The 24,221-nt window shown below is 67.0% G+C and carries 24 protein-coding genes; 8 read left to right on the forward strand and 16 right to left on the reverse strand.

What is annotated here, in order from left to right; all coding sequences use genetic code 11:
• Window positions 1–26 precede the first annotated feature (26 nt).
• From KEC55_RS33435 to KEC55_RS33495, 13 genes are all read right to left on the reverse strand, one after another.
• Window positions 27–1,394, reverse strand: coding sequence for a CpaF family protein (locus tag KEC55_RS33435; protein ID WP_282511649.1), 1,368 nt, complete (start codon window positions 1,392–1,394; stop codon window positions 27–29).
• 18 nt (window positions 1,395–1,412) lie between these two features.
• Window positions 1,413–2,621, reverse strand: a complete 1,209-nt coding sequence (locus KEC55_RS33440; protein ID WP_282511651.1) for an AAA family ATPase — start codon at window positions 2,619–2,621, stop codon at window positions 1,413–1,415.
• 22 nt (window positions 2,622–2,643) lie between these two features.
• Window positions 2,644–3,087 (reverse strand): TadE/TadG family type IV pilus assembly protein, encoded by a 444-nt coding sequence (locus KEC55_RS33445; protein WP_282511653.1) that lies wholly within the window; start codon window positions 3,085–3,087, stop codon window positions 2,644–2,646.
• The gene (locus KEC55_RS33450; protein WP_282511655.1) at window positions 3,084–3,617 is read right to left on the reverse strand and encodes a TadE/TadG family type IV pilus assembly protein; all 534 of its coding nucleotides are present in this window, start codon (window positions 3,615–3,617) and stop codon (window positions 3,084–3,086) included. The genes KEC55_RS33445 and KEC55_RS33450 overlap by 4 nt, the downstream gene beginning before the upstream one ends.
• Before the next feature lie 13 nt (window positions 3,618–3,630).
• Entirely contained in the window at window positions 3,631–4,902 is a 1,272-nt protein-coding gene (locus KEC55_RS33455; protein ID WP_282511657.1) for a pilus assembly protein TadG-related protein, read from the reverse strand.
• A gap of 25 nt (window positions 4,903–4,927) precedes the next feature.
• Window positions 4,928–5,224 carry a hypothetical protein gene (locus tag KEC55_RS33460; RefSeq protein WP_282511659.1) on the reverse strand — a complete coding sequence of 99 codons (297 nt, stop codon included), beginning with the start codon at window positions 5,222–5,224 and terminating at the stop codon, window positions 4,928–4,930.
• Between the two features lie 20 nt (window positions 5,225–5,244).
• The gene (locus KEC55_RS33465; protein WP_282511661.1) at window positions 5,245–7,158 is read right to left on the reverse strand and encodes a type II and III secretion system protein family protein; all 1,914 of its coding nucleotides are present in this window, start codon (window positions 7,156–7,158) and stop codon (window positions 5,245–5,247) included.
• Between the two features lie 104 nt (window positions 7,159–7,262).
• Window positions 7,263–8,102 carry a Flp pilus assembly protein CpaB gene (gene cpaB / locus KEC55_RS33470; RefSeq protein ID WP_282511664.1) on the reverse strand — a complete coding sequence of 280 codons (840 nt, stop codon included), beginning with the start codon at window positions 8,100–8,102 and terminating at the stop codon, window positions 7,263–7,265.
• A gap of 35 nt (window positions 8,103–8,137) precedes the next feature.
• Window positions 8,138–9,538: an ATP-binding protein gene (locus KEC55_RS33475; protein ID WP_282511666.1), complete on the reverse strand. Its 1,401-nt coding sequence runs from the start codon at window positions 9,536–9,538 to the stop codon at window positions 8,138–8,140.
• A 32-nt stretch (window positions 9,539–9,570) separates the two neighbouring features.
• On the reverse strand, window positions 9,571–10,110 hold the full coding sequence (locus KEC55_RS33480) for an A24 family peptidase (RefSeq protein ID WP_282511668.1): 540 nt from the start codon (window positions 10,108–10,110) through the stop codon (window positions 9,571–9,573).
• A 28-nt stretch (window positions 10,111–10,138) separates the two neighbouring features.
• Window positions 10,139–10,435 carry a hypothetical protein gene (locus KEC55_RS33485; protein ID WP_282511669.1) on the reverse strand — a complete coding sequence of 99 codons (297 nt, stop codon included), beginning with the start codon at window positions 10,433–10,435 and terminating at the stop codon, window positions 10,139–10,141.
• Entirely contained in the window at window positions 10,435–10,617 is a 183-nt protein-coding gene (locus KEC55_RS33490; RefSeq protein ID WP_175875716.1) for a Flp family type IVb pilin, read from the reverse strand. Before KEC55_RS33490 ends, KEC55_RS33485 begins: the two co-directional genes overlap by 1 nt.
• Window positions 10,618–10,758: 141 nt before the next feature.
• On the reverse strand, window positions 10,759–10,950 hold the full coding sequence (locus KEC55_RS33495) for a Flp family type IVb pilin (protein ID WP_282511674.1): 192 nt from the start codon (window positions 10,948–10,950) through the stop codon (window positions 10,759–10,761).
• Between the two features lie 1,047 nt (window positions 10,951–11,997).
• Between KEC55_RS33495 and KEC55_RS33500 the strand changes: the two genes are divergently transcribed.
• From KEC55_RS33500 to KEC55_RS33525, 6 genes are all read left to right on the forward strand, one after another.
• On the forward strand, window positions 11,998–13,239 hold the full coding sequence (locus KEC55_RS33500) for a glycosyltransferase family 87 protein (protein WP_282511675.1): 1,242 nt from the start codon (window positions 11,998–12,000) through the stop codon (window positions 13,237–13,239).
• Window positions 13,236–14,615 (forward strand): glycosyltransferase family 87 protein, encoded by a 1,380-nt coding sequence (locus tag KEC55_RS33505; RefSeq protein WP_282511677.1) that lies wholly within the window; start codon window positions 13,236–13,238, stop codon window positions 14,613–14,615. Before KEC55_RS33500 ends, KEC55_RS33505 begins: the two co-directional genes overlap by 4 nt.
• Before the next feature lie 24 nt (window positions 14,616–14,639).
• A complete protein-coding gene (locus KEC55_RS33510; RefSeq protein WP_282511679.1) occupies window positions 14,640–15,683 on the forward strand; it encodes a glycosyltransferase family 2 protein in 1,044 nt (347 codons plus the stop codon).
• A gap of 15 nt (window positions 15,684–15,698) precedes the next feature.
• A complete protein-coding gene (locus KEC55_RS33515; protein WP_282511681.1) occupies window positions 15,699–16,082 on the forward strand; it encodes a GtrA family protein in 384 nt (127 codons plus the stop codon).
• A gap of 301 nt (window positions 16,083–16,383) precedes the next feature.
• A complete protein-coding gene (locus KEC55_RS33520; RefSeq protein WP_006483191.1) occupies window positions 16,384–16,887 on the forward strand; it encodes an inclusion body family protein in 504 nt (167 codons plus the stop codon).
• Between the two features lie 65 nt (window positions 16,888–16,952).
• On the forward strand, window positions 16,953–17,843 hold the full coding sequence (locus KEC55_RS33525; RefSeq protein ID WP_282511716.1) for an AidA/PixA family protein: 891 nt from the start codon (window positions 16,953–16,955) through the stop codon (window positions 17,841–17,843).
• Window positions 17,844–17,862: 19 nt separating this feature from the next.
• On the opposite strand, the gene KEC55_RS33530 is transcribed toward KEC55_RS33525, so the two are convergent.
• On the reverse strand, window positions 17,863–18,801 hold the full coding sequence (locus KEC55_RS33530; RefSeq protein ID WP_282511718.1) for an ABC transporter substrate-binding protein: 939 nt from the start codon (window positions 18,799–18,801) through the stop codon (window positions 17,863–17,865).
• Window positions 18,802–18,894: 93 nt separating this feature from the next.
• Complete coding sequence (locus KEC55_RS33535) at window positions 18,895–20,016, reverse strand: TauD/TfdA family dioxygenase (RefSeq protein WP_282511720.1); 1,122 nt, start codon at window positions 20,014–20,016, stop codon at window positions 18,895–18,897.
• A 453-nt stretch (window positions 20,017–20,469) separates the two neighbouring features.
• Here KEC55_RS33535 and KEC55_RS33540 point away from each other — a divergent pair, with 453 nt between their 5' ends.
• Window positions 20,470–21,903, forward strand: coding sequence for an MFS transporter (locus tag KEC55_RS33540; RefSeq protein ID WP_282511722.1), 1,434 nt, complete (start codon window positions 20,470–20,472; stop codon window positions 21,901–21,903).
• A gap of 52 nt (window positions 21,904–21,955) precedes the next feature.
• Complete coding sequence (locus KEC55_RS33545; RefSeq protein WP_282511724.1) at window positions 21,956–23,224, forward strand: ATP-grasp domain-containing protein; 1,269 nt, start codon at window positions 21,956–21,958, stop codon at window positions 23,222–23,224.
• Here KEC55_RS33545 and KEC55_RS33550 read toward each other — a convergent pair.
• Window positions 23,221–24,096, reverse strand: a complete 876-nt coding sequence (locus tag KEC55_RS33550) for a LysR family transcriptional regulator (RefSeq protein WP_176046455.1) — start codon at window positions 24,094–24,096, stop codon at window positions 23,221–23,223. The two genes, KEC55_RS33545 and KEC55_RS33550, sit on opposite strands and share 4 nt — an antisense overlap.
• Window positions 24,097–24,221 lie beyond the last annotated feature (125 nt).

Here is a 24,221-nt window from a genome sequence, read left to right on the forward strand (position 1 = left end):
CCCCTGCTGCAAACGGCGCCATGGCGTCACTTCGTCTCGTACCGCTGGGACGGGTCGTACAGCGAATCCGGCAGGTTGATACCGAACGCCTGCAGCCGCTCGGCGAACTTTGGCCGCACGCCGGTCGCGCAGAAGTGGCCGCGCACCGTGCCGTCGCGATCCATGCCCGTACGCTTGAACGTGAAGATCTCCTGCATGTTGATGATGTCGCCTTCCATCCCGGTCAACTCCTGGATGCTGACGATCTTGCGCTTGCCGTCGGTCAGCCGCGCGGCCTGCACGACCACCGAGATCGCCGACGCGATCTGCTGGCGCATCGTCTTCGGCGGCAGCGACAGGCCGGAGATGCTGATCATGTTCTCGAGCCGCGTCAACGCGTCGCGCGGCGTGTTCGCGTGGATCGTCGCGAGCGAGCCTTCGTGGCCGGTGTTCATCGCGTTGAGCATGTCGAGCGCTTCGGCACCGCGCACTTCGCCGAGGATGATCCGGTCGGGACGCATCCGCAGCGCGTTGCGCACCAGCGTGCGCTGCGTGATCTCGCCCTTGCCCTCGATGTTCGGCGGGCGCGTCTCGAGCCGCAGCACGTGCGGCTGCTGGAGCTGCAGCTCGGCCGCGTCCTCGATCGTCACGATCCGCTCGTTGCGCGGAATGTAGCCGGACAGGATGTTGAGCAGCGTCGTCTTGCCGCTGCCGGTGCCGCCCGACACCAGCACGTTCACCTTCGCGCGCGACAACGCGTCGAGCAGCTCGGCCATCGGCGGCGTCAGGCTGTGGTAGCGCACGAGGTCGTCCATCTTGAGCGGGTTGACCGCGAAACGCCGGATCGACATCAGCGGCCCATCGATCGCGGACGGCGGGATGATCGCGTTCACGCGCGAACCATCCGGCAACCGCGCGTCGACCATCGGGCTCGATTCATCGATGCGGCGCCCGACGCGCGACACGATCTTCTCGATCACCTTCATCAGGTGCGCGTCGTCGTAGAACGTCACTTCGGTCAGTTCGAGCTGGCCGCAGCGCTCGACATAGACCTGCCGGTACGTGTTCACGAGGATGTCGGAGATCCCGGGGTCGCGCAGCAGCGCTTCGAGCGGGCCGAAGCCGAACATCTCGTCGTACACGTCGACCGCGAGCTGGCGCCGCTCGATGTCGTTCGCGGGCAGCCGCTCCTCGTCGAGAATGCGCGCGATCAGCGCGCCGATCTCCATGCGCACCGTATCCTGCGGTAGCCGCGACAGGCGTTCGAGCTCGACGCGTTCGAGCACGGCCAGGTGAATGTCGCGGCGCAGCTTCTGGTACGCGTCGCGCACCGACGAATGGGCCGAGCCGGCCGGTTCGCAGCCTGTCGCCAGCGGCTGGGCCCGTTGCAAGGACATCTGTTCGCGCAATGACATGATGGTTCCCCGAAAGAATTACATGGACTTTAGCTTCGGCGTGGCCTTGCGGCCGAACAGCCGTGACATCAGCGGTTCGCTGAGCGCTGCGCCGTGCCCCGCGCGCACTTCGCCGTCGACGAGTTGTTTCGCACACCCCTGCAACGCCCGCGCGACCGCCGTGCTGCGCGCGAGCCGCGACACCGGATGGCCCTGGTTGATCGCTTCGAGCACGGTCTCGGCGTCGTCGGGAATCGTGCAGGCGGCCTGCAGGCCCAGCACTTCCTCGAGCGCGGTGCGGGTGCGGTCGCTCGCGCGCGTCGCGCGGTTCACGATCAGCCGCATCTGGTCGGTCGAGTAACCGAGCGACACGAGGATTTCCAGCAGCCGACGGCCGGCGCGCACGTGCGGCATCGCGGGCTGCAGCACGATCTGGATCTGGTCGCTGCGATCCAGCGCGACCATCGTCAGCGGGTTGATGCCGACGCCCACGTCGAAGATCACGAAGTCGTAGCGCGGCGCGGCGACGCCGAGAATCCACTCGAGCGCGTCGTCGCGCATCTCGGCGGCCTTGACCGGGTCCCCGGCGCCCGCGAGCACGTGGAAGTTCTCGGTCACGTGCGCGACACTCGCGTCGAGAAACGCGCTGTCGAGCCGCTCGATCTGCGTGCACAGCTGCGGCAGCGTCGACGGTGGGGTTTCGTCGCTGACGAGGAACGCCGCGTCGGCGAACTGCTGGTTCAGGTCGATCAGCAGCACGCGGCGCTTGAAGCCCTCAGCGATCTCGAACGCGATGTTGCTGGCCGCGAAGCTTGTACCTGTGCCGCCCTTGCACGACATGAACGACACGATCCGCGTATCGTCGGTGTCGCGTCGCGTGCTTTGCGCGGCGGCCCGTTCAAGCGCGCGACCGAGGGCCTGCGGATCGAGCGGCCACTGCAGGACGTCGCGCGCGCCTGCGCGCATCGCTTCCAGCAGCACGTGCGGCGACGCATCCGCGGCCACGAGAATGCAGGTCAGGCCCGCGTGAGCGCGGCAGATTCGCTCGATCGCCGACAGCTCCGACGGGTCGAGCGATGTGCCGTCGACCAGCAGGATGTCGAACGCGTCGAGCCCGTCGGTGCGATGCTCGATCTGCGACGGGCGGCCCGTCGCGCGCGTCGCGCGATACCGTCCGCTGTCGGCCACGAGCCGCGCGATCTGCGTGAGCCGCGCGGTATCGTCGGAAGCTACGAGGATGTTGATCATGTCGTGTGCCTCGTCTGTTCGATTAGTTGCAGGCGCTGCCGCCGGTCGCGGAAGTCAGACTTTCGCGCGGCAGCGTGGTCGTGAACGGCGGCATCGTCAGCGTGACGTTCACGAACGGGATCATCGTCCTGACGGTCACGTTGGTGACGCTCACCGTCACGAACGAGCAGCTGTTCACATCGCAGTTCGCCGGCGAGTAGTTCACCGACACGTTCGCGTTCGACAGCAGCGGCAGCAGCGCCGTCACGCGCTTCGCGACGCCGGCGGCGTTCACGTCGCACACCACCGCCGTGCGTGCGCCGAGCCGCACGGCCTCGCTCGCGGTGTTCCAGTAGAACAGCACGCGGCCGAATTCGAAGATGCCGACCAGCAGCATCACCAGGACCATCGCGATGAGCCCGAACTCGACCATCGCCGCGCCACGTTGGGCGCGCCGGCGCGACAGCGGAAAATGGCGTGCGTTCATGACACTTGCCTCATCACGGTGATGATGTTGCTGAAGGTGATCGACGGCAGCGCCGGGTACGCCGGAATCGGCTGGTACCGGTAACCCTTGATCTTCACCTCGACGATGTTGATCGCACCCGATGCCGTGCCGCTCGCCGAGTTGTTGTTCGCGTCGTAAGTCGGCAGGTTCGCGAACTGCGACGGGTCGGACGCATCGCTGCAGCCGGTCGTGTGCTGCGCGTCGCAGATGGTCACCATCGACGTCTTGAGCCCCGGCACCAGCTCGGTGCCGGACGCGCCGCAGGTCGTGCTGCCGTAGACGACGAGACACTGGGCCTGCGACACCGGGTACGCGCTGTCGGTCGGCAGCCAGACCGACAGGTAGCGCGCCGCGTCGCGCGTCGCCTTGGTCAGCGTCTCGTACTGGTAGATCGCACGGCCGAACTCGGCCACGCCGGTCGCGAGCAGGATCATCGGCATCAGCACGAGCGCGAACTCGACGGCGACGGCGCCGCGCGTGCGCGAACGGCGAATCGGTAGCTTTTTCATGATCGCCTCTCCGCTATTGAACGAGCATCGGCACCTGGGTCCCCGACGCGCTGCCGCTGCCGGGCAAGCCGTGCGTCGCGCACGGGTTGTTGCCGGACACCGACGAGCCGAGGTACTCGAGATGCGCGACGATGTTGCCGCTGCCCGGGCTGAACGGCAGCGGATCGAGCATCAGCACGCAATCCCATTGCGTGACGTGCACCTTGCCGCTGTTGCCCTGAAGCGCCGAACAGTCGCCTTCCGGCGCGAGCGCGACGCGGCGGTCGCCGCCGTAAGTCTGGTAGTTGCTCGCGGTCACCGTGCCGTTGGTGGCGATCCCGCTGCCCGAGGGCGGCGTGCCGTCGCCCTGGTACGGCTTGAAGGTCGTGCGGTCGGTCACGAACTGCGTGTATGCGTCGCCCGTGATGCCGGCCGTTCCGGGCGGCCCGTAGTTCGGGCCGACATACGCATAGCCGGTGAAGTCGGGCTGCCCGCTCGAGCCGTTCGCGCCGTTCGTGTAGATGCCGAAGCGCGTATTCCAGGCACGCAGCGACGCCGACTTCAGGCCCGTCGTGCTCAGGTCGGGCGGGCTCGTGATGTTGCAGGTGTTGCCCGACAGCTCGCTCGCGAGCGTCGACTCGCTCGTCGAGCCGTCGAGCGCAGCCCAGCCGAAGTTGCCGGGCCCGTAGGTCGTCGACGAGCCGGACGGCGATGCAATCCAGTCACCGACCTTGTAGGAAGGCGAACCCGTCGTGCGGCACACGAACACCGGAATCGCGCAGGTCGTCTGCCCGCCGCCGACCGTCGCGATCGCGCTCGCCGACACGGACGCCGCATTCGCGACCTGCGTGCCCGGCATCACGTTCAGCACCTCGAGGAACCAGTGCGCGATGTTGCTCAACGACGCGGTGCACTGCACGTACTTGATGTTCGCCGGGGTGGTGACCGAATTCTTCGTCAGGAACGGATTGGACAGCGAATCGCTGAACGTGACGTTCGCATTCGTCAGCATCTGCACCGACTTGTTCTGGAAAAACACGTAATTCAGATGGCCGGCGGCGATGCCGTCTGCCTCGGCCACCGACAGGCTGATGGCCGAGGTCAGGTCACGCGCAGCTGACAGCGCGCACGCATCGGCGCTGTTCTGCAATTCGCTGCGCGTGACGTACAGCTTGCCGAGATCCAGCGCGAGGCCGACGAACCCGATCATCACCGCCAGTGCGAGACCGACGATGATCGCGACGGCACCGCGCTGGCGATGCAGGCCGCGACGCGTGACTTTCGGATGGCGAGCTGCGCGGTTCATGGCGTTCTCCCTGAGCGTGCCGTCGTTACTGGGTCGACTTGCCGATGCCGATCACGAATGCATTCGCGGGCGGCTGGGTCTGCTTGAACGACTTATCGTAGTTGTCGAGCGCGGACGTCGCGGCGGCGCCGTCGACCCCCGATGCCACGGCCGGGTGTTCGCCGGCGTGCGGATCGATGATCTGGGCTTGCGTCACGGCGCGGACCGACTCGCCGAAGCGGGTATCCCATACCGGCGTCGACGACATGCAGCCGGCAAGCGCGAACGCGAGCGGGACGGCGAGCGCCGCGCGGCGCACGAATACGAGGTAGGCGGTTTTCATGAGTGTCCCCTTGACTGGTTTCAACGATCGGTGGACTCGGGGGCCGCGCTCACGCGCGCAACCTGCGCCCGCGCCGCTGCCGGGATCCGGTGCTTGAGTCGCGCCGCCGGCTGGGCCGGCGTGTCGGGGCCGGCCGCCGCGAGACGCGCGGCGGCGGCCTCGATGTGCGCGATGCGGGCCGCATTCGACGCGTCGGACAGCGGTGCGGTGGCGACCACCGGCGCGGGCACCTTCTGCGGCTCGGCCAGCACCGGCGGCTGCGCGTCGGCGCCTTGCAGTGGGCGCGGCGCGGGCAGCGCGGCGGCGGGGCCGACGGGCGCTTCCGATTGCGGCGCCGGTGCGGGGGCCGGAGCCTGCGATGCGGGCGCTGCGCCGTTCGCCGGTTGCGCGCCTGCCTTGCGTACCCCGCCGCGGCCTTCCATGTTGCCGGTCGCGAACACGTCGGCTTCGTTCGGCTTCGAGAAGCTGTCGGTCGGCATTGGCACGTCGGCGGTCTGCAGCGGCCTCACCAGGTGCGGCGTGATCAGGAAGATCAGCTCGGTGCGGTCCTGCTGGAACGACGTGCTGCGGAACAGCGCACCCAGAACCGGCACTTCGCCGACGCCCGGGATCGCCTTCAGCGCGCCGCTCGCGTTGTCCTTGATCAGCCCGCCGATCGCGAACGATTCGCCGTCGCCCATCTGCACCGTCGTCGATGCGCGCCGCGTCGTGATTAGCGGCAGGATCGACGTGCCGCCGATGTTGGACGCGCTCAGCGTGACGCCCGTCTGCGACAGCTCCGACACTTCCGGTGCGACCTTCAGGCTGATCCGGCCGTTCGCCAGCACGGTCGGGGTGAACTTCAGCGCGACGCCGAACTCCTCTTCCTGCAGCGTGATCGACGAGATGCCGTTGCCGCTGCTTTGCGGAATCGGGATGAAGATCTTGCCGCCCGCGAGGAACGTCGCCTCCTGCCCGCTGATCGTCACGAGATTCGGCTCCGCGAGGATCTTGACGAGGTTGTCGGTGTTCTGCGCGTCGGCCGCGATGCTGAACGGCTTGTTGTTCGCCTTGTTGAAGACGGCCCCGCTGGCGACGCCCGCGAGCAGGTTGCTGACCAGCGCGCCGCTCCACGAACCGAACCCGCCCTGGATGTTGAACGCGCTGCCCATCTGGTTGATCAGCGTCTTCGACACCTCGGCGACCTTCACCTCGAGCATCACCTGCTGCGGCGACGTGACGGTCAGCATGTTCAGCACGCCACCGCCCTTGCCGCCCGCGGCGGGATCGCCGGCGCTGTCGCCGTAGGCGCGCGCGATCTGCACGGCCTGCTGCGCGGCCTGCGAGCTCGACACCGAGCCGGCCAGCACGATCGTGCCGGCGGCCGTCGACACGTGGATGTCGCGCTCGCCGGGCATCAGTTGCATCAGCGACGCCTGCAGGCCGCCGGCATCCGCGCCGACCGCGACATCGATCACGCGGCAGGCGCCGCTCCTGCCTTGCACGATCATGTTGGTCGTGCCGACCGACAGCCCGAGGATGTACAGCGTCTGCGGCGACACCATCGTCGCCTGCGCGACGGCCGGATTGCCGATCGTCCGATTGCGGACCGGCTCCGGCATCGGCACCAGCAGCGACTTGCCGAGCGGCACGCTGACGCTGGTCGACTCGCGCACGGCGCCGATGCAGTTCGGCCCGCGCAGCGGCCCTGCCGACGCGGCGGGCGCGGCAGCCGGTGCCGGCGACATGCTGATCGTCATCTGCATCGGCCCCTTGCCGACGGCGGCCGGCGCGCTGGCGCCGCCCTTCGTCAGCGCGGCCGCCTCGATACCTTCCTGGGCGAGTGCGCCGTAGACGGTCAGCCATCCGGAACAGAGGATCGCGGCCATCATCGAGCCCCGTGCGACGCGTGTCCGCAGTGGGCCGGTACCTGTACGTTGCGGTTTGATCTTCATTTCGTCTGATCCCCCGAGAGACCGGCGCCGTGCCGGTTATCGACTTCCAAGGCCGCCGCGCGTTGCCGGCGGCCGGTTTGTTTGTCTGGCTGTATTGATCTGCTTCAGAAACATTCGACGCTGCCCTTCACACCGGTCAGCACACCGACACAGTCGTGACGGGCTTCCGGTGCCGCATGCGACGCGACGTGCACACGCACCGTCCGCACGCGGACCGGCGCCGGTGCCGCTTCGGGCACGGGTTCCTTGCCGAGCAGCGTCAGCTTGGTGGCGCCGTCGGTGGTCAGCGTCTTCTGGTCGACCTGGTTGCGCAGCACGAGCGACAGCGTGCCGACGCTACGTGCGAGATCGAGCCGTTCGGCCTGGTCGGGCGTGACTTCCAGCGTCACCGCGTTGACGACCTTCGGTGCGGTGTCATCGCGGCTGACCTGCTGTGCGACGGCCAGCACGAGGATGTGCTCGAGCACGATCTTGGAGATGCTCTGCCCGTCAGTCTTGCCTTGCTGTTCCTGCGTGTTGACGATCACGTCGACGTAGTTGCCCGGCAGCGCGAAGCCCGCGACGCCGACCACGTCGTTCACGCGCACCGTGATCGCGCGGCTGCCGTCGGCGATCACCGCGGACAGCCCGCCTTTCGTGCCGACCGGCGCGAGCTTCGACTCGATCACCGGCTCGCCGCGCGACAGACTGGTGCGCACGACGCGACCTTCAAGGGCCTTCGTATCGGTGAATGCGCCGGTCGGCACGCTGCCCGCCGGCCAGCTGACCATGTGGATCTGGTTCGGCCCGAGCGGTTCGCCCAGGTTCAGGTCGGTGGAGGCGACCGCGACCGGCGTGACCGAGCTCGTGGATGTCTGTACCAGCCAGTGGGACGCGAACACGACCGCGGCAAGACCCGCGATCATCGCGACGACCAGCATCATGAGCGCTCGACTGTTTTTCATGGCAATGCTCCTCGACGAATCGTGAAAGAAACGGCTCAACCGGTGATGAACGTGCGGCCACCGCGTTCGACAGGCGGCGGATGGCCGCCGTCACGTTCGGGCGCCGAACCGAAATAGCTCGCCCATGCGTCGTACAGCGCGTCGTGCGTCACTTCGGGCGGATCGCCGCGATACCGCGCACCGGCGGCCACCAGGCGCAGCAGATCCGCGGGGAAACAGGCAAGAAACGCCTTGCCGGTCGGGAAATGCAGCCGATGCAGCAGGAAGTCGAAGGCGTCGGCCGCCGACACGAGCCCGAGCGATGCGCAAGCCGCGTCGTACACGGCACGGTAGTCGTCGATCGACATCGCGCCGACGTGCAGCTTCGAGCCGAGGCGGCGCAGGAACGCGTCGTCGCAGAACTGCTCCGGCGCGAGGTTGCTCGAGAACACCGGCCACACGTCGAACGGCAGGACGAAGCGGTTGCCGGATTCCAGCGTCAGGTAGTCGACGCCGCGATCGAGCGGGCGCAGCCAGCGATTGAGCAGGTCGCGCGGCTCGACGCGCTGACGGCCGAGGTCGTCGATGATGTACATGCCCATGTTCGCCTTCATGTGCGGCGGCGCCTGGTAGAAGCCGGCGGCTTCGTCGCGGCGGAGATCGAGCTCGCCGAGTGTCAGTTCGCCGCCGGACATCACGACCGGCCGTTCGCACAGGCGCCAGCGGCGGTCGACCGACTGGCCGCTGGCCCGTTCCCCGGCTTCGACATGCACGAGCGGGTCGTAGATCTGGATCACTTCGCCGGCCGCGCAGATCGCGTACGGGATCGGCACGCGGCCGCGCATCAGCGTGCCGAGCCGTTCGGCGAGGAAGGTCTTGCCGCTGCCGGCCGGGCCGTAGATCAGCAGCGGACGGCCCGCGTTCAACGCGGCAGCGGCCGAGTCGAGGATCGACGTGTCGATCACGATCCCTTCGAACGCGGCCCACACGTCGCTCTGACGGATGAGCAGCTTGCGCACCGAATGCGTGTTCAAGCTTTCGAGGTACGCATCGAGCGTGACCGGCGCGGGCCCGCTGTAACCGCTGCGTTCGCGCTCCTCGAACGCAAGCACGCGGCCCGCGTCGGTCAAGCGGAACGTGACGTCGAGGTCGGTGGCGCCGCGATGCGTGAGCTCGACGAGATGCTCGCGCACCAGGAACGCGAAGACGTCGTCGAGCACCGCGAGCGGCAGGCAATGCCGCTCGACCAGGTCGCCGTACGACGGGCGGCCGAGCATCAGCGTCGACTTCAGCACGAGCCCGGCGACGAACGTCGTGCTCAAGCCGGTTTCCGCGAGCGTACGCGGTGCCGCCGGCAATTGCGCGCCCGGCTTCGTATGGGCCTCACGCGACGGCAGCGGATCGGGCAGGTGCGCCACCTGCGCGTCGCGTCTCGGTTCGGTGTGTTTCGTGTACATGGTCGCTCCGTCCTCGTTGCGGATGCATCGCGCTATGCGCACGACGCGAACAGCATGCCCAGCGTGCCGGCCGCAATCGCCACGCCGTACGGCAGCGTGCCGACCGACGCGAATGCCGCGGGGCCGCCGGCGGCCTCTGCGTGCGCGTCCCGCGAACGGCGCGCGAGCAGCGCGCGGACGTTCGCCCACATTTGCCGCATGCGCCCGCGCAACAGCACGACCGCGACGGCACCGATCCCGCCGACCACGAAGGTGGCCAGCACGATGTAGAAGGCCATGTGCGCGCCGACCCATGCGCCGATCGCGAGCATCAGCTTCACGTCGCCGGCTGCCATCCCGCGCAGCAGGTAGAACGGCAGCAGCAGGCCCAATCCCGTCGCCGCGCCCCCGAGCCAGCCGAGTGCGCCGGCCAGGACGCCGTGCAACATGCACTGGACCACCAGCGCGCCGGCGAGCCCGACCGCGACGAGGCGGTTCGGAATGCGGCGGCTCGCGATGTCCGTGCTGGCTGCTGCGACGACCAGCAGCGTCACGCACAGCGGAACCGGGTAAGGCGGCGCAACGGGTAACATGGCGTACCTCGCGGGTCGAATGAGTGGATCAGGAAACCATTGCCAGCGCGGTCGCCACGGCGGCCGTCACGGCCGTCGCGATCACGACGTGCGGATTGGCAAGCAAGCCTTTCAGCGTGGCGATGCCGCCCAGCACCGCAACGGCGAACATCGCCGCGAACGATGCGGATTCGATCGACGTCCTCCCCTGCTCGCCGCCGATCCGGCGACAGACGACGCACGCGTTGGCTTGCATGATGGTCTCCGGCTCCAGGTTGCCCAGGGGATCGGAGGAAGGCTCGATCACTGCACCGGCCGAGCCACCCTCGCGGTCCGTTTGCAGCATCAGACGACCGAGTTCAGATCGTCGGCGATCGTGTTGAACACGGTGGCCAGATCCTTGCCGATGGTCGACAGCGCGGTGATGATGCCGACGGCGATCAGTGCGGCGATGAGGCCGTATTCGATGGCGGTCACGCCGTCTTCGTCGCGAACGAAACGGGCGGCTTGTTGAATGAGCTTGGACATGGTGATCTCCTTTCGTGGTGACTTTCAAAACCCTCGCGTACCGGCTGGATCGATCGATCTGGCATCGAGACGTCGAGGAGAATGGTTAATGCCCGGTGGTGTCGACGATCGATCCGGATGCACCGTTCGCCGTACCGTCCATCACATGCTTGCTACTGCTGAATCCAGATCCGCGGCGACCATGCTGTACACAGACTGCAGATCCGTACCCATCGTCGTCAACGCAACGACGATGGCGACCGCGATCAGTGCAGCGATCAGGCCGTATTCGATGGCCGTCACGCCGCGCTGATCCTGAATGAACCACGCGATCTTTTCGATGACTCTGAACATGAGCACTCTCCTTTCGGACTGCTATGAATTACCCTTCGTCCGTCAGGACGTTGGGGACGGGCACCACCGGCACTACGCGAAAATTCGAAGCGCGACGTTCAGCTGCGGGAACGGGGATGCATATCCCTGTCCGTGCGAACGGGTATCAGTGAAACGGAGCGCGAGAGACGCGTGTACGGCGCGGCCAGCCGGATGAACCGGGCCTGCCGACCGACCTGAACGGCACGACGGCCGTTCGACGCATGGAATCCTGTTGAACGGGAGACGAACTCCCGACAAAGCCGCAATGTGTCTTTAACGCGGTTTGCGATCCGCGATGTGCAGTGGTCTTTCATTTTTATTCCCCATGTACTGCCATGCCGAATTCTTATTGCCCTGAAGATTCCGGGTCTGATTGGTCAATCGACGAGGCTTGCGCGGTTCGTCGACCTGGCGCTGCGTGTTCCCCGTCGCGCTCCGGTCATTTTTTCCGCTGGCTCCGAAGCCAGTTCCAAGTGTCTGTCTTCGGAACCGGCCGGTCCTTACATCGTCGACTGCCGTGCCAACGCTTACGCAAAGAGCAGGCCATCCCGGGTGAAATCGCGGCGTATCAAGGGTTCCGGCGATTCCCCCCTTCCCCGGACAACGGTGCGATGCCCGAAATGTTTCAAATCTGAACGGCCCGCGGCGGCCGGCGCCACCGGTCAGAACGCCCGCCGCCGCGCTGCACAAAGGGCGGAAAAAATTTCGTCGGGACTTTCCCGGACGCGGCACGCCGGTCTCGCGCCGTGCGTTCGGCGGGATGCAACGCCGGTGAAAATCGCGAAATGTTTCAAGCCAGAAACACGAAACCCGATCGCACGGATTTCTCATACCTGAAAACGGGGATTTCAAGCCAGTTACTCGGCAATCTCAATACCGGCTTTCAGTGCCTGGTTTGCATCACGCGATTTTTTCTTCAACAATGAATTCACCGGACAACGCAGATTCAGCGCGATTCGATCCGCAGGCACGACAACATCAAACGGCTGTGACAGACCACGCAGCCACTACGACAAACGGGGCATCATGTACACAGCCAATCGTGGTGAAACGCGCATTCGCGCCATCCGATGTGCTCAATGGCTGACAGCCGACCGCATCATTCCGTACAGCTGCATCATGCTGATGCTCTGTGTCGCACTACTGATCACCTGGGGCGTCGTGACGCACGGCTTCACGTCGAAAGCCACCGCCCGACCGGGTACCGATTTCGCGGTCTTCTGGACCGCAGCACACCTGGTGTTGCAAGGCCATGCCGCAACGGCCTACGACCCCGCGGCATTCATGCAGGCCGAACTCGCGCAGTTCGGCGCGTATCTGCAGCACCAGTCGCTTCCCTGGCTCTATCCGCCGACGATGTTGCTGTTCATCGCGCCGGCTGCCCTCGTGCCTTTCCTGCCCGCTTACCTCCTTTTTTCCGCGGGCAGTCTTTTATGCTACGCGTTCGCCGTCTCGCGATTGTCGGGATTGCGCGCGCATCTTCCGCACCCACGCGCGGCGCTGCTCGTCATGGTCGCGTATTCGGCGGTGTTCCTGAGCGCTCTGTTCGGTCAGAACAGCATCCTGACCGCCGGCGTCGCCGCACTCGCGCTGCACCTGCTCGGCAAGCGTCCGATCGTGGCCGGCATGCTGATCGGGCTGCTCGCGATCAAGCCGCAACTCGCCGTGGTGTTCCCGTTCGTGCTGATCGCGGCACGGGCGTGGCGCGCGTTCGCGGCGGCCGCCGTCAGCGCGACGCTGTTCGCCGCGGCCGGGGTCGCGCTGACCGGCCCCGCCGTGCTGAGCGGGCTGGCGCACACCATGTCGACCGTACGCGACCAGCATTTCATGCTGCCGTCGTACTGGCTCGCGTCGCCGACACCGTTCGCCGCGTTGCGTCTCGCGGGCATGCCGGTCCCGGTCGCGCTGGCCGCGCAAGCGGCCATCGCCTTGCTCGCCATCGTCGCGGCCGTCGACGTCTGGCGCCGCACGCGCGACATGCGGCTGCGCGGTGCGGCACTGGCCGTCGCCACGCTGCTGACGACACCATATCTGTGGGGCTACGAGCTGACGTGGCTCGGCGTCGCGATCTTCTGCCTGATCGCCTACTGTCTCGATGAAGGCTGGCTGCCCGGCGAACAGGGCACCATCGTGCTCGCGTGGCTGCTGCCGCTCTTCGAGATGTTCAATCGGCTGATGCGGTTTCCGCAGGTCGGGCCGATCGTGCTGCTCGCGGTGCTGTTCATCGTCGTACACCGCGCGACGCTCGCGTCCCGGAGCACACGATGAAATCGCCGCTGTTCGCCCGTCACGCGCATCCGGCTGTCGACATGCATCCGGAACTCCCGATCGCGGGCCCGCGCCGCTACCCACACTGGCTCAATCGCCATCGCGTACGCGTCTACGCGGGCGCCGTGCTGGTGGCCGAACTGCTGTTCGTCGTCATCTACCTGACCCGCATGTTCCTGTCGCGCCACGGTGCGCTGGGCCCGCTGTCGCAAGACTTCTCGCCGATCTGGAGCGCCGCGTGGCTCGCCGCGCACGGGCATGCGGCCGACGCGTGGCATTTCCCCGCGCTGTTCGCGGTCGAGAAGATCGCGATCCCGACGATGAATCTCGCGGACGGCACGCTGCCGTGGCTCTATCCGCCGACGATGCTGCTGCTGGTGCTGCCGCTCGGCTGGCTGCCCTACACGCTCGCGCTGGTGCTGTGGCTCGGGCTCACGTATGCACTGTTCGCCGCGACGATCCGCGCGACCGTGCAGCGCGATGCCGCCTGGCTGTGCGCGCTCGCGTTCCCCGGCGCATTCCTTACAGTGATCGTCGGGCAAACGAGCCTCTTCACCGCGATGCTCGCCGGCGTCGGCCTGCTCGCGCTGAACCGCCGCCCCGTCGTCGCGGGCATCTGCTTCGGCTTGCTGACGACAAAACCGCAGCTCGCGGTGCTGTTTCCGCTCGCGCTGCTGTGCGCAGGCCAGTGGCGCGCGCTGGCCGCGTGGGCCGCGACGATCGCCGGCAGCGCCGCGCTCGCCGCGCTCGCGTTCGGCATCGGTTCGTGGGTCTCATTCGTGCACGTGATCGGCAGCGTCTACACCGTGATCGGCACCGGTCAGGCCAAGCTCTCGCGCATGCCGTCCGTATTCGCGCTGGCCACGATGGCCGGCTGGCCCGTGCTCGTCGCGCGCGGCCTGCAACTCCTGTCGGCAGCAGCAGCCGCGATCGCCGTCGTCTACGCATGGCGCGGCGCATGTTCCTACGCACTGCGCGCCGCGACCCTCGTATGCGCATGCCTGCTCGTCAGTCCTTACCTGTACGACTACGACCTGACCTGGTACGGCCTCGTGATCGCGTGGTACGCCCGCTATGCGTGGACCCACGGCTGGCGCCGCTTCGATCGCGAATGGCTGATGCTGCTGTGGCTGATGCCGCTCGCCGGCCTCGCGGTCATGCCGCATCTGCCGTTCCAGTTCATGCCGCTCGTCACGCTGGCGTCGCTCGCGCTGCTCGTCGGCCGGGTCGCCCAGGAAAGACACGACGTGCCGTCGATGCCCGACGCGCGCGACCACTCGACCGAGACCGGGTTTGCTCATCCGCTCCGGCCGCACCACCGCCCGGCGTACGGAATGCGCCGCACCGGCCGCCCGACCATCGGCGCCGACCGGTGACGCGACATTACAAGGGGAGTCATCATGCGGGAACCACTCTATTCACCGCTCGTTTCGCTGGTCGTGCCGTTCTATAACGAAGGCGAGGCCGTCGAGCGCTTCTTCGACGTCGTGATTCCGTTGCTGACAGCCATCGACGCGATCCGCTTCGAGATCGTCTGCGTGAACGACGGCAGCCGCGACGACACGCTCGAGCGCCTGGTGCGGATCAGCGCCACCGAGCGGCGCGTGCGCGTGATCGACCTCACCCGCAACTTCGGCAAGGAAGCGGCGTTGACGGCCGGCCTCGACGAAGCCAGCGGCGACGCGGTGATTCCGCTCGACGCCGACCTGCAGGATCCGCCGAGCCTGATCCCCGTGATGATCGAGCACTGGCGCGACGGCGCGGAAGTCGTGGCCGCGAAACGCAGCAACCGCGCGTGCGATTCGTTCGCGAAGCGTACCGCCGCAGCGATCTACTACCGCGTGCACAACATGTTGTCGGACGTGAAGCTGCCGGAGAACGTCGGCGATTTCCGGTTGATGGACCGCAAGGTTGTGAATGCACTGCGCAGCCTGCCCGAGCGGCACCGCTTCATGAAGGGGCTGTTCGCGTGGGTCGGCTACAAGACCGTGATCGTCGAATACCAGCGTGACCCGCGCAGCGCCGGGCATTCGAAGTTCTCCGGCTGGAAGCTGTGGAATTTCGCGCTGGAAGGCATCACCAGCTTCAGCACCGTGCCGCTGCGCAGCTGGACCTACATCGGCGTCGGCATCGCCGCGCTCGCGTTCCTGTACGGCAGCTTCATCATCTTCCGCACGGTGCTGTTCGGCAATCCGGTGCTCGGCTACGCATCGCTGATCTCGGTCACGCTGTTCATCGGCGGCATCGAGTTGATCGGGATCGGTGTCGTCGGCGAATACGTCGGGCGGATCTACGACGAGTCGAAGCAACGGCCCGTCTACCTGATCCGCCGCCGCTACCAGGCGCACGGCAAGGTGATCGAGCTCCCGGTCGCGCGCGATGCGCGCCGCCTGGCCGCCCGCCGTCGCATGCAGCCGACCCGCGCACGGATCGGCACCCGCTGACGCAAGCGAGCCGCCATGATCGACCTGCTTTACGCCGAACGCACGCGGCTCGTGCGCTTCGGCGTGTCCGGACTCTGCTCGACCGCGATCCACACGCTGGTCGCCGCTGCCATGTTCGCGCTGTTCGATGCAACGCTGGTGACCGCGAACGCGGTCGCCTTCCTCTGCGCCACGGCGTTCTCGTATCTCGCGAATACGCTGTGGAGCTTCTCGTCGACGGTGCGCACGCGCAATATGGTGCGCTTTCTCGCGGTCACGCTGGCCGGCTTCGTCGAGACCATGCTGCTCGCGCGCGGCGCCGAAGCGCTCGACCTGTCGCGCGGGATGAGCATCGTCGCGATCGCGCTGCTGATCCCGCCGACGACGTTCGTGCTGCACCGGCTGTGGACGTACCGGTAAGCGGCGTCCCCGCCTTTTCTCCTCCCGCAGATAATCGACCAATCGATTAACAGATTCAATGTCGCGTTATTTATGTGGTGTATCGAATCGATTGATTCCGATTTTAAAATTACCGCTTTAAATATTATTTACGACCTGTTTACCTTTACAGCTTCCATAATTAATCGAACGGGATAATCTGCATTCGCCGTCGCTTCGACACCTGCCGCTTTCGGCCAAGAGCCTTGCGGCACAAGGCGATGGCGGCCGCACGAAGCAATTCGCGCAACGATAAGTCCCATTACTTCAAACGGGAGCTTCCATGTCACGCGTTACCGATGTGCTCGTTTCGTTCGATACCGAAACCATTCTCAAAAAATATCCGAATCCCAGCAAAAACCCGGCCGCGCCGACGCTGATCGACTGGCGCTATGTTTATATGGTGACCAACCAGGACAACGTCATCTCCGGGCAGGCGGGCGGCGAGCTCGATCTGAAAGCGCAGGTCGGGGACCTGATCCGCTGGCGCGAAACGAGCCTGTCGCTGGGCTTCGAGAACCAGGTGGTGTTCTACAAGTTCATCGGCAACGTCGGCAACGACCTGATCTCGACGCCCACGCCGCGGGTCGCGGAAGCGTCGATCCCGGTGCCGAACACCAGCAAGCCGGAAGTGCCGACGTGCCAGAAGGTCGCGAACTACTACTGGTCGTCGGAATGCCTGAAGGTCGGCCGCGTGACCTACCACTTCCAGTTCCAGATCATCGATCGCAACTGCCAGAGCCAGGGCTGCTTCTCGTGGGATCCGTTCATCTCGATCCATAACTGATCGCGGCCGGCGGGCGGCCGTGCGACGGCCGCCCGTGCCGCTCCCTTGTTGCGGAGGAGATGCTCATGTCTGGTCTTCGTTGCGATGTGCTCGCAGTCGTCGACGCCGTCACGCTGCTGTCGACCTACCCCGATGCCAGCCGGAACGCCGACGCGCCGACCGTGATCGACGGCCGGCACATCTATGTGCTGAGCCCCGGCGACGCCGGGCAGGTCGGCCACAACGACAACCGGCTGTTTGCCGGCCTGTCTCCGGGCGTCCAGCTTCATCTGCGCGAAACCGCGCTGGCGCTGCGCGCCGAGGTGAGCGTGCTGTTCGTCCGGTTCGCATTGAAAGACGCCGGCATCGTCGCGCCGATCGAAGCGGAAATCCGCGATGCCGCCACGCCGGTGCCCGATGGCGACGACCTGCTTCAACCGTCGTGCCGGCCGATGAAAGACCATTTCTGGCGCAGCGAGGTGCTGGCCGCCGGCACCACCACCTGCACGGCCGATTTCGCGGTGCTCGACCGCGATGGCGCCGTGTCGGGCTACTTTCGCTGGGAAACGGCGATCGAGATCGCCGGCGGCCAGCCGGACACGAAACAGCCTGGCTTCAAGCCGTCGTCCGACCGCAACGGCAACTTCACGCTGCCGCCGAATACCGATTTCAAGGCGACCTTCTACGCGAATGCCGCCGACCGGCAGGACCTGAAGCTGTTCATCGACGACGCGTCGGAACCGGCCGCGTCGTTCACCGGCAACGGCAACGACGGCGTCAGGCAGTTCACGCTGAACTCGCGGGGCGGCAAGATCCGGATCGACGCGTCGGCCAACGGCAGGCACTCCGCGACCGATGCACGGCTCGCGCCGCTGTCCGCCGGCGATACGGTCTGGCTCGGCTGGCTCGGTGCGGAAGACGGCGCCGATCGCGACTACAACGACGGCATCGTGATCCTGCAGTGGCCAATCACGTGAGCGGCGCCGCGCGCGGCGCTCAGGTGCGCGGCAGCCCCGGCGGATTGGTCTGCGACTGGTCGATCGCTTCGGCATCGAGGCTCCAGCGTCCGAGCACCTTCCGGTAGCTGCCGTTCGCGATCAGCGCATTGATCGCGAGCGTCAGCGGCTCGGCGAGGCCGCTGCCCTTGCGCGTCGTGATCGCGATGTCCGCGCTGCGCGGCCAGCCGCCGCTCACCGTGCCGATCAGCTTCGCATCGCCGCGCAGCGACGCCTGGTACGCGAGCATCGAATTCACGCTGAAGATCGTGTCGACGCGACCCGACTGCAGCGCGACCCAGCGCTCCGCCGCATCCGGGTAGTACTGGATTTCGACCGGCGCGAGACCGCGTGCGACGTTCTGCCGGTTCCATTCGAGCAGGATCTTTTCCTGGTTCGTGCCCGAATCGGTCACGACGCGCAGCCCGGCGACATCCTTCGGCTCGCGGATCGCGGCAAGCTTGCTGCCGTTCTTCACGTAGAAGCCGACCTGATCCTTCCGGTAGGTCGAGAAGTCGAACTTCTCCTTGCGCTGCTCGGTGACCGTGACGTTCGAGATCACCGCATCGACCTTGCCGGACTGCAGCGCGAGCGGCCAGTCAGCCCACGCGAGCGGTACGATCTTCAGCTTGCGGCCGACGCTGTCGGCGATCAGCTGTGCGAGATCGGGATCGAAGCCGACGACGGTCCGTGCATCCGTCGCATACGTGCTGAGCGGCGGCAGGTTCGGCGCGATGCCGATCGTCAGCGTGTTCGCTTCGGCAAACTTGAAGCCGCCCGGCACCGCCTGTTCGACCGCCGGATTCACGGTGCCGCGCTGCCGGCCCGGTTGCTCGGGGCTCAGGTCGAACGTCGCGGCCTGCGCGGCGACGCTGCCGCTGATCACAATTGCAGCCAGCGCGCGAGCGATGCGCGCAACGGGGAAAGTCGTTCTTCTCATGTCTTGTGCAATCCTTTGTTATTCGATGATGCGTCGGGCAACCGCGAGTGGGGCCGTCGATGTGTCGCGCACGTCGCCGCCCCGCCCGGTCTCTCACGCGGGCGTTGCCTCGAGTTCGGCCGCGGCCGCGCGCTGCGGCGCCGGTTGCGCGACGCGCGACGGCTGCCTCGCCTGCGCCGACTCGCCCGCGTACAGCGCCTTCGGATCGAACACGCGCGCCTGCAGCGGCGTGAACGAACGGAAATTCCACAGGCTGCGCGCGACGAACACGCGCTGCACCCAGCGGAACGCGCGATCGTTCTCGTCGTATTGCGGATCGAAGCGGTCGCGCGAATGCAGCGTGAAGTGGTTGTTGATCAGCACCAGCTTGCCCGGCGACACCTGGACGCCGAACGACACCTCGCGCACCGCGCGGTACAGGTTGGCCAGCGCCTCCTGGGCGCGCGTGTTGACGGCCAGCACCATGTCCGGATAGAACGCGACCGTCACGCGCGGCGCGTCGAGCGGCCCCGACAGCACGGCGCTCAGGTCGGTGTTGTCGCGCGGCGTCGGCGCGGCGCCGCGCCACCGGTACGGCACGCGGATGATGTAGTGCTCGCCGTACAACTGCGCGATGTCGTCCGGCGACAGCCGCTCCAGCGCGCGGCGCGCATCGGCGAGCCGCGTGTACGGTCCGCCGCCGGCTTCGCTGCGCACGCCGAGCAGCAGCAACGCGAACGGCGATGTATCGCCCTCCGGCATGTGCGCCTGCGCGGCGTTCTCGATATGGAAATCGAGTTCGACCTCGGAGCCGAGGCCCGTGTACTCGCGCGCGGTCGTCTTGTGCGGCGTCAGGTTGTTCACGAGTTCGCGGCCTTCGTGCGCGATCGAATACGGCTCGCCGGCCAGCGTGCTCAGCGCGACCAGCACGTTCTCGCTCAGCACGCCGGCCTTGAACGAGCGGCCGGTTTCCTCGAACCGCGGGCTGCCCTTCACGTCGTCGTCGATCGGCAGGTTGTCGATCTCGATCGAACCGTGCGCGTCCGCGGTCGGCGCCTTCGCGCGGTCGAACGCGTCGACGATGCGGTCGGGAAACGCGTTGTACGCGAGCTTGCGCACCGCACTGATGTAGCCGGCGCCGCCGGCCGGATCGTAGGCCAGCGCGCCGAGCGTCTTGCGGATATGAGCGGACTCCACTGCCGTCAATGCGATGCGTTCATCTGCGAGATAGGTCATAGGTCTCTCGTATAAAGATTCTGGGTCGAAGAGCGGTAGGGCATCACCGCCGCGCTCGGCCGTCCTCGGTGCGAAGCGCTCGACAAGACTAGGAGACCGTCATTGCATTGCGAAATGATATTAATTCGATTGCAAACAAAAATTATCGATATAAGTTCAGCAACGCGGCCGCGGCCGCGGCCGGCCGCATCGATCGCACCGACCTTTAACACGAATACTTGTTAAAAAATCGCTGGTTATTATTTGTATTCGTTAGCGAGTCGATGCTAGTTTGCTGACGGATCCGACGATGCGGCCGGCGCCCGACGCGCAACCGCCTCCCTTCATCCGCCATACGGGAACCCGCCAGATGAATCGATGCCGCCTGCCGCGCTGCTGCTTCTTCGAGGACGCCGGAAACGACGTGCCGTTGCCGGTGTGCCGCCCCGCCAGTCATCCTGCCCGGGAGCCGCAATGAGCGACCGTGCTCCGGCGCTCGACAGCGCACTGGCCGCCGCCGCGCCGGCACCCCGCACGTCGCTGCGCGCAATCTTCCCGACCGTCGCGGCTGCAAGCCTCGGCTTCGCGATCGTCCAGCTCGACGTAACCGTCGTGAATGTCGCGATTCCGAGCCTCGGCCATTCCTTCGGATCGAGCGTTCACGGGCTGCAGTGGATCGTCGATGCGTACACGCTGTCGTTCGCCGCGCTGCTGCTGACGTCCGGCACGCTGGCCGACCGCTTCGGCAGCCGCCGGCTGTTCGCGTACGGCCTCGTGCTGTTCTTGCTCGCGTCGCTCGGCTGCGCACTCGCGCCTTCGCTCGCCGCGCTGATCGCCGCACGGGTTGCACAGGGCATCGGCGCCGCGATGATCCTGCCCACCTCTCTCGCGCTCATCACGCATGCGTGTGCGAACGACTCCGCCGCGCGCGTGAAAGCCGTCGCGTGGTGGAGCGCGACCGGCGGCGCAATCAGCGCGGCCGGGCCGACGCTCGGCGGCCTGCTGATCGATTCGCTCGGCTGGCGCGCGATCTTTTTCATCAACCTGCCGATCTGCGCGATCGGGCTGTGGCTCACGCTGCGCCACGTGCGCGATTCGGCCGCCGCGCGCACGCGGCTGTTCGATCCGGCCGGCCAGATCGTCGCGGTGCTGGTACTCGGCCTCCTGACGGGCGGGATCATCCGGGCCGGCGCGCAGGGTATCGGCGATCCGTATGCTGCCGGCGCGCTGATCGCATCGGCCGTGCTCGGCGTAGTGTTCGTCGCGATCGAACGGCGCGTGGCCGCACCGATGCTGCAGCTGGCGTTCTTCCGGATTCCGCGTGTGCCGGGTGTGCTGGCGATCGGCGCGATTACGAACGCCGCGTTCTACGGGCTGATCTTCTCGCTCAGCCTCTACTTCCAGAACGCGCGCGGCTTCACGGCGACCGAATCGGGGCTCGCGCTCGCGCCGCTCACGATCATCATGCTCGCCAACATCGCGAGTGCGCGGCTCGCCGTCAGGTACGGGTTCCGCGCGACCGTCATCATCGGCCTCGCCGTGTCGCTCGCGGGCTACGCGTGGCTATGGCACACGCTCGCCGCGCACACGCCGTATGTGCTGCTGGCGCCGGGGCTCGCGGCGATGGCGATCGGCGGCGGCATCGCAATTCCCGCGCTGACTTCGACGATGCTCGGCAGCGTCGAGGCCGGCCGCTCGGCGACGGCTTCCGCGATCCTCAATACCGCGCGCCAGGTAGGCGCCGCGATCGGCGTCGCAGCACTCGGCGCGCTGGTCGCGGGCCAGGGCGCGGCGATCGTGGCCGGCGCGTCGCACGCGTTCGCCGTCGCGGCCGTGCTCGTCGCCGTCTGCATCGTGGTGGCCGTGCGCTGGCCCCGCGACGCACCCGATACCGGCGCGCGGGCCTGAGCCGCTTCCGGCCGACACCCTTCAACCGATCCCACAGCCGAGCGAGGAATCCATGCAGCATCGCTTTATCGATACCGTCCTGATCGTCGACGGCGCGTCGACAGCCGCCTACCTGGCGCCCGCGTTTCGCGCGTATGGCATCCGGTGCGCACACGTCATCAGCGATCCCGATCTGCCGGAAATCTACCGAAACCAGTTCGTGCCGTCCGACTACATCCGCCAGGTCCAGCATCGCGGCGACATCGACGCGACGCTCGCGCAATTGGGCGACCTGCGGATCGGCGCGGTGTTGCACGGCCTCGACGCGGCGCTGGAGCTGGCCGACACGCTGGCCGAGCGGCTCGACGTGCCTTATCGCAACCCGCTCGCAACCTCAGCCGCGCGGCGCGACAAGTTCGCGATGAACGAGCGCATCCGCCAGGCCGGCCTGCGCGCACCGGTGCACTTCCACAGCACGTCGGTCGATGAAGCGCTCGAATGGGCACGCGCGCAAGGCACCCTGCCGCTCGTCGTGAAGCCGGCGCGCAGCGCGGGTGTCGCCGGCGTGAAGATCTGCCGGACGCTCGCGCAGGTCGAGGACGCCGCGCACGACGTGCTGGCCACCCGTTCGCTGTACAACCAGCCGAACGACGACATCGTGATCCAGAGCTATTCCGAAGGACAGGAATACATCGTCGACTCGGTGTCGTTCGAGGGCCGCCACCGCGTGGTCAGCCTGTGGGAAGTGCATCGCGACCGCACGCACGCGCCGCGGCTCGACAAGATGCTGGTGCTGAATCACGCGGACCCGCGCTACGCACCGCTGCTCGACTACGCGGCCGACGTGCTCGACGCGCTCGACGTGCGCTTCGGGCCAACTCATCTCGAACTGTTCGATACGGCCGACGGCCCGACCATCGTCGAGCTGAACGCACGGCTGCACGGCAGTCTCGACCCGCGGCTGACGAGCGCGGTCAGCGGCGAGAATCACGTGTCGGCCGCCGTCGAAGCCGTGCTGCATCCGGAGCGGCTGTTCGGCGAAACCATCGCACCGACGGATTTCCGCGGCTACTGCGGGCATGTGCTGCTGCTGTCGTCGCGTAACGGCGTGTTGCGGCAGGACTTCACGTGGCAGGCGATCCAGGCGCTGCCGTCGTTCGTCGGCCTCAAGCAATGGATCAAGGTGGGCGACACGCTGCGCGTGACCACCGACCTGCAGACGGCACTCGGCACGGTCGGCCTCTACAGCCCGACGTTCGAGCGGCTGCTCGAGGATTGCCGACGCATCCGTGAGATCGAGGCCGATTTCTTCGCGGACGAACGCGCGGTCGCGCCGGCCTAGCGCGCGAGCAGCGCGCCCGCCTGCCGGCCGAGCACGGCGCGCAACGCATCGAGTTCGGGCAGCGCGGGCGCTTCATCGGGCGTGACGAGGTAGGTCGTCACGCTGTCGAGATCGTCGAATGCATGCGCGCGCAACTCCTTGCGCGCGACGTGCTCGGTCGTGATCCGCTTCGGCAGGATCGCGACACCCATTCCGGCCGCCACGCAGCCGAGGATCGCGCCGAACGTGCCGAACGACGACACCGATTCGATCGCGACGCCGCGTGCCTTCAGCCAGTGCTCCGCGACCGCGCGGTACGGGCAGCCGTCGTGAAACGCGAGCAGCCGCACCGTGTTGTCGGCCAGCAGTTGCCGGCGCGTGACCGTGGCCGCGCTGACCAGCACCATGTCCTCGGCGAACGCGGGCTCGTAACGCAACCCGGGCCGCACCACCGCGCGCGCGGTAAGCGCGGCATCGATCCGGCCGCGCAGCAGCGCGTCGGCCAGGTCCGGCTCGCTGCCGATCTGCACGGCGAGACCGAGCGCCGGCTCGCGCTCCTTCAACGCGGCGGCCAGCGCCGGCAGCCGCGTGGCCGCCGTGCTTTCCATCGAACCGAGCCGGAAGCTGCGCGCGACCGGCGTCTCGCGCACCACCTGCGTCGCTTCGTCGACGAGGCGCAGGATGCGGTCGCAATACGGAATCAGCCGGCGCCCCGCATCGTTCAGCACCAGCCGCTTGCCGTGCCGGTCGAACAGCGGCGCGTCGAGCGACTCTTCGAGCTGGCGCAGCCGCGCGGTGACGTTCGATTGCGTGCAGCCGAGCCGATCGGCCGCGCGCAACGCGCTGCCTTCCTGCACGACGGCACGAAAGGTTTCGAGCAGAGGAATGTTCATATCACTTTCTCTTGTTACCGATCCAGTTTATATCATTTTACTTCGCTCACCATCCGGATTAGCCTAGCGGATATTCGGTGCTGGCCGCCCCCTTCCCAGGAATCCGCATGCCATCCGCTGTCTGC

It is taken from the genome of Burkholderia cepacia, assembly GCF_029962485.1.
GTDB lineage: Bacteria > Pseudomonadota > Gammaproteobacteria > Burkholderiales > Burkholderiaceae > Burkholderia.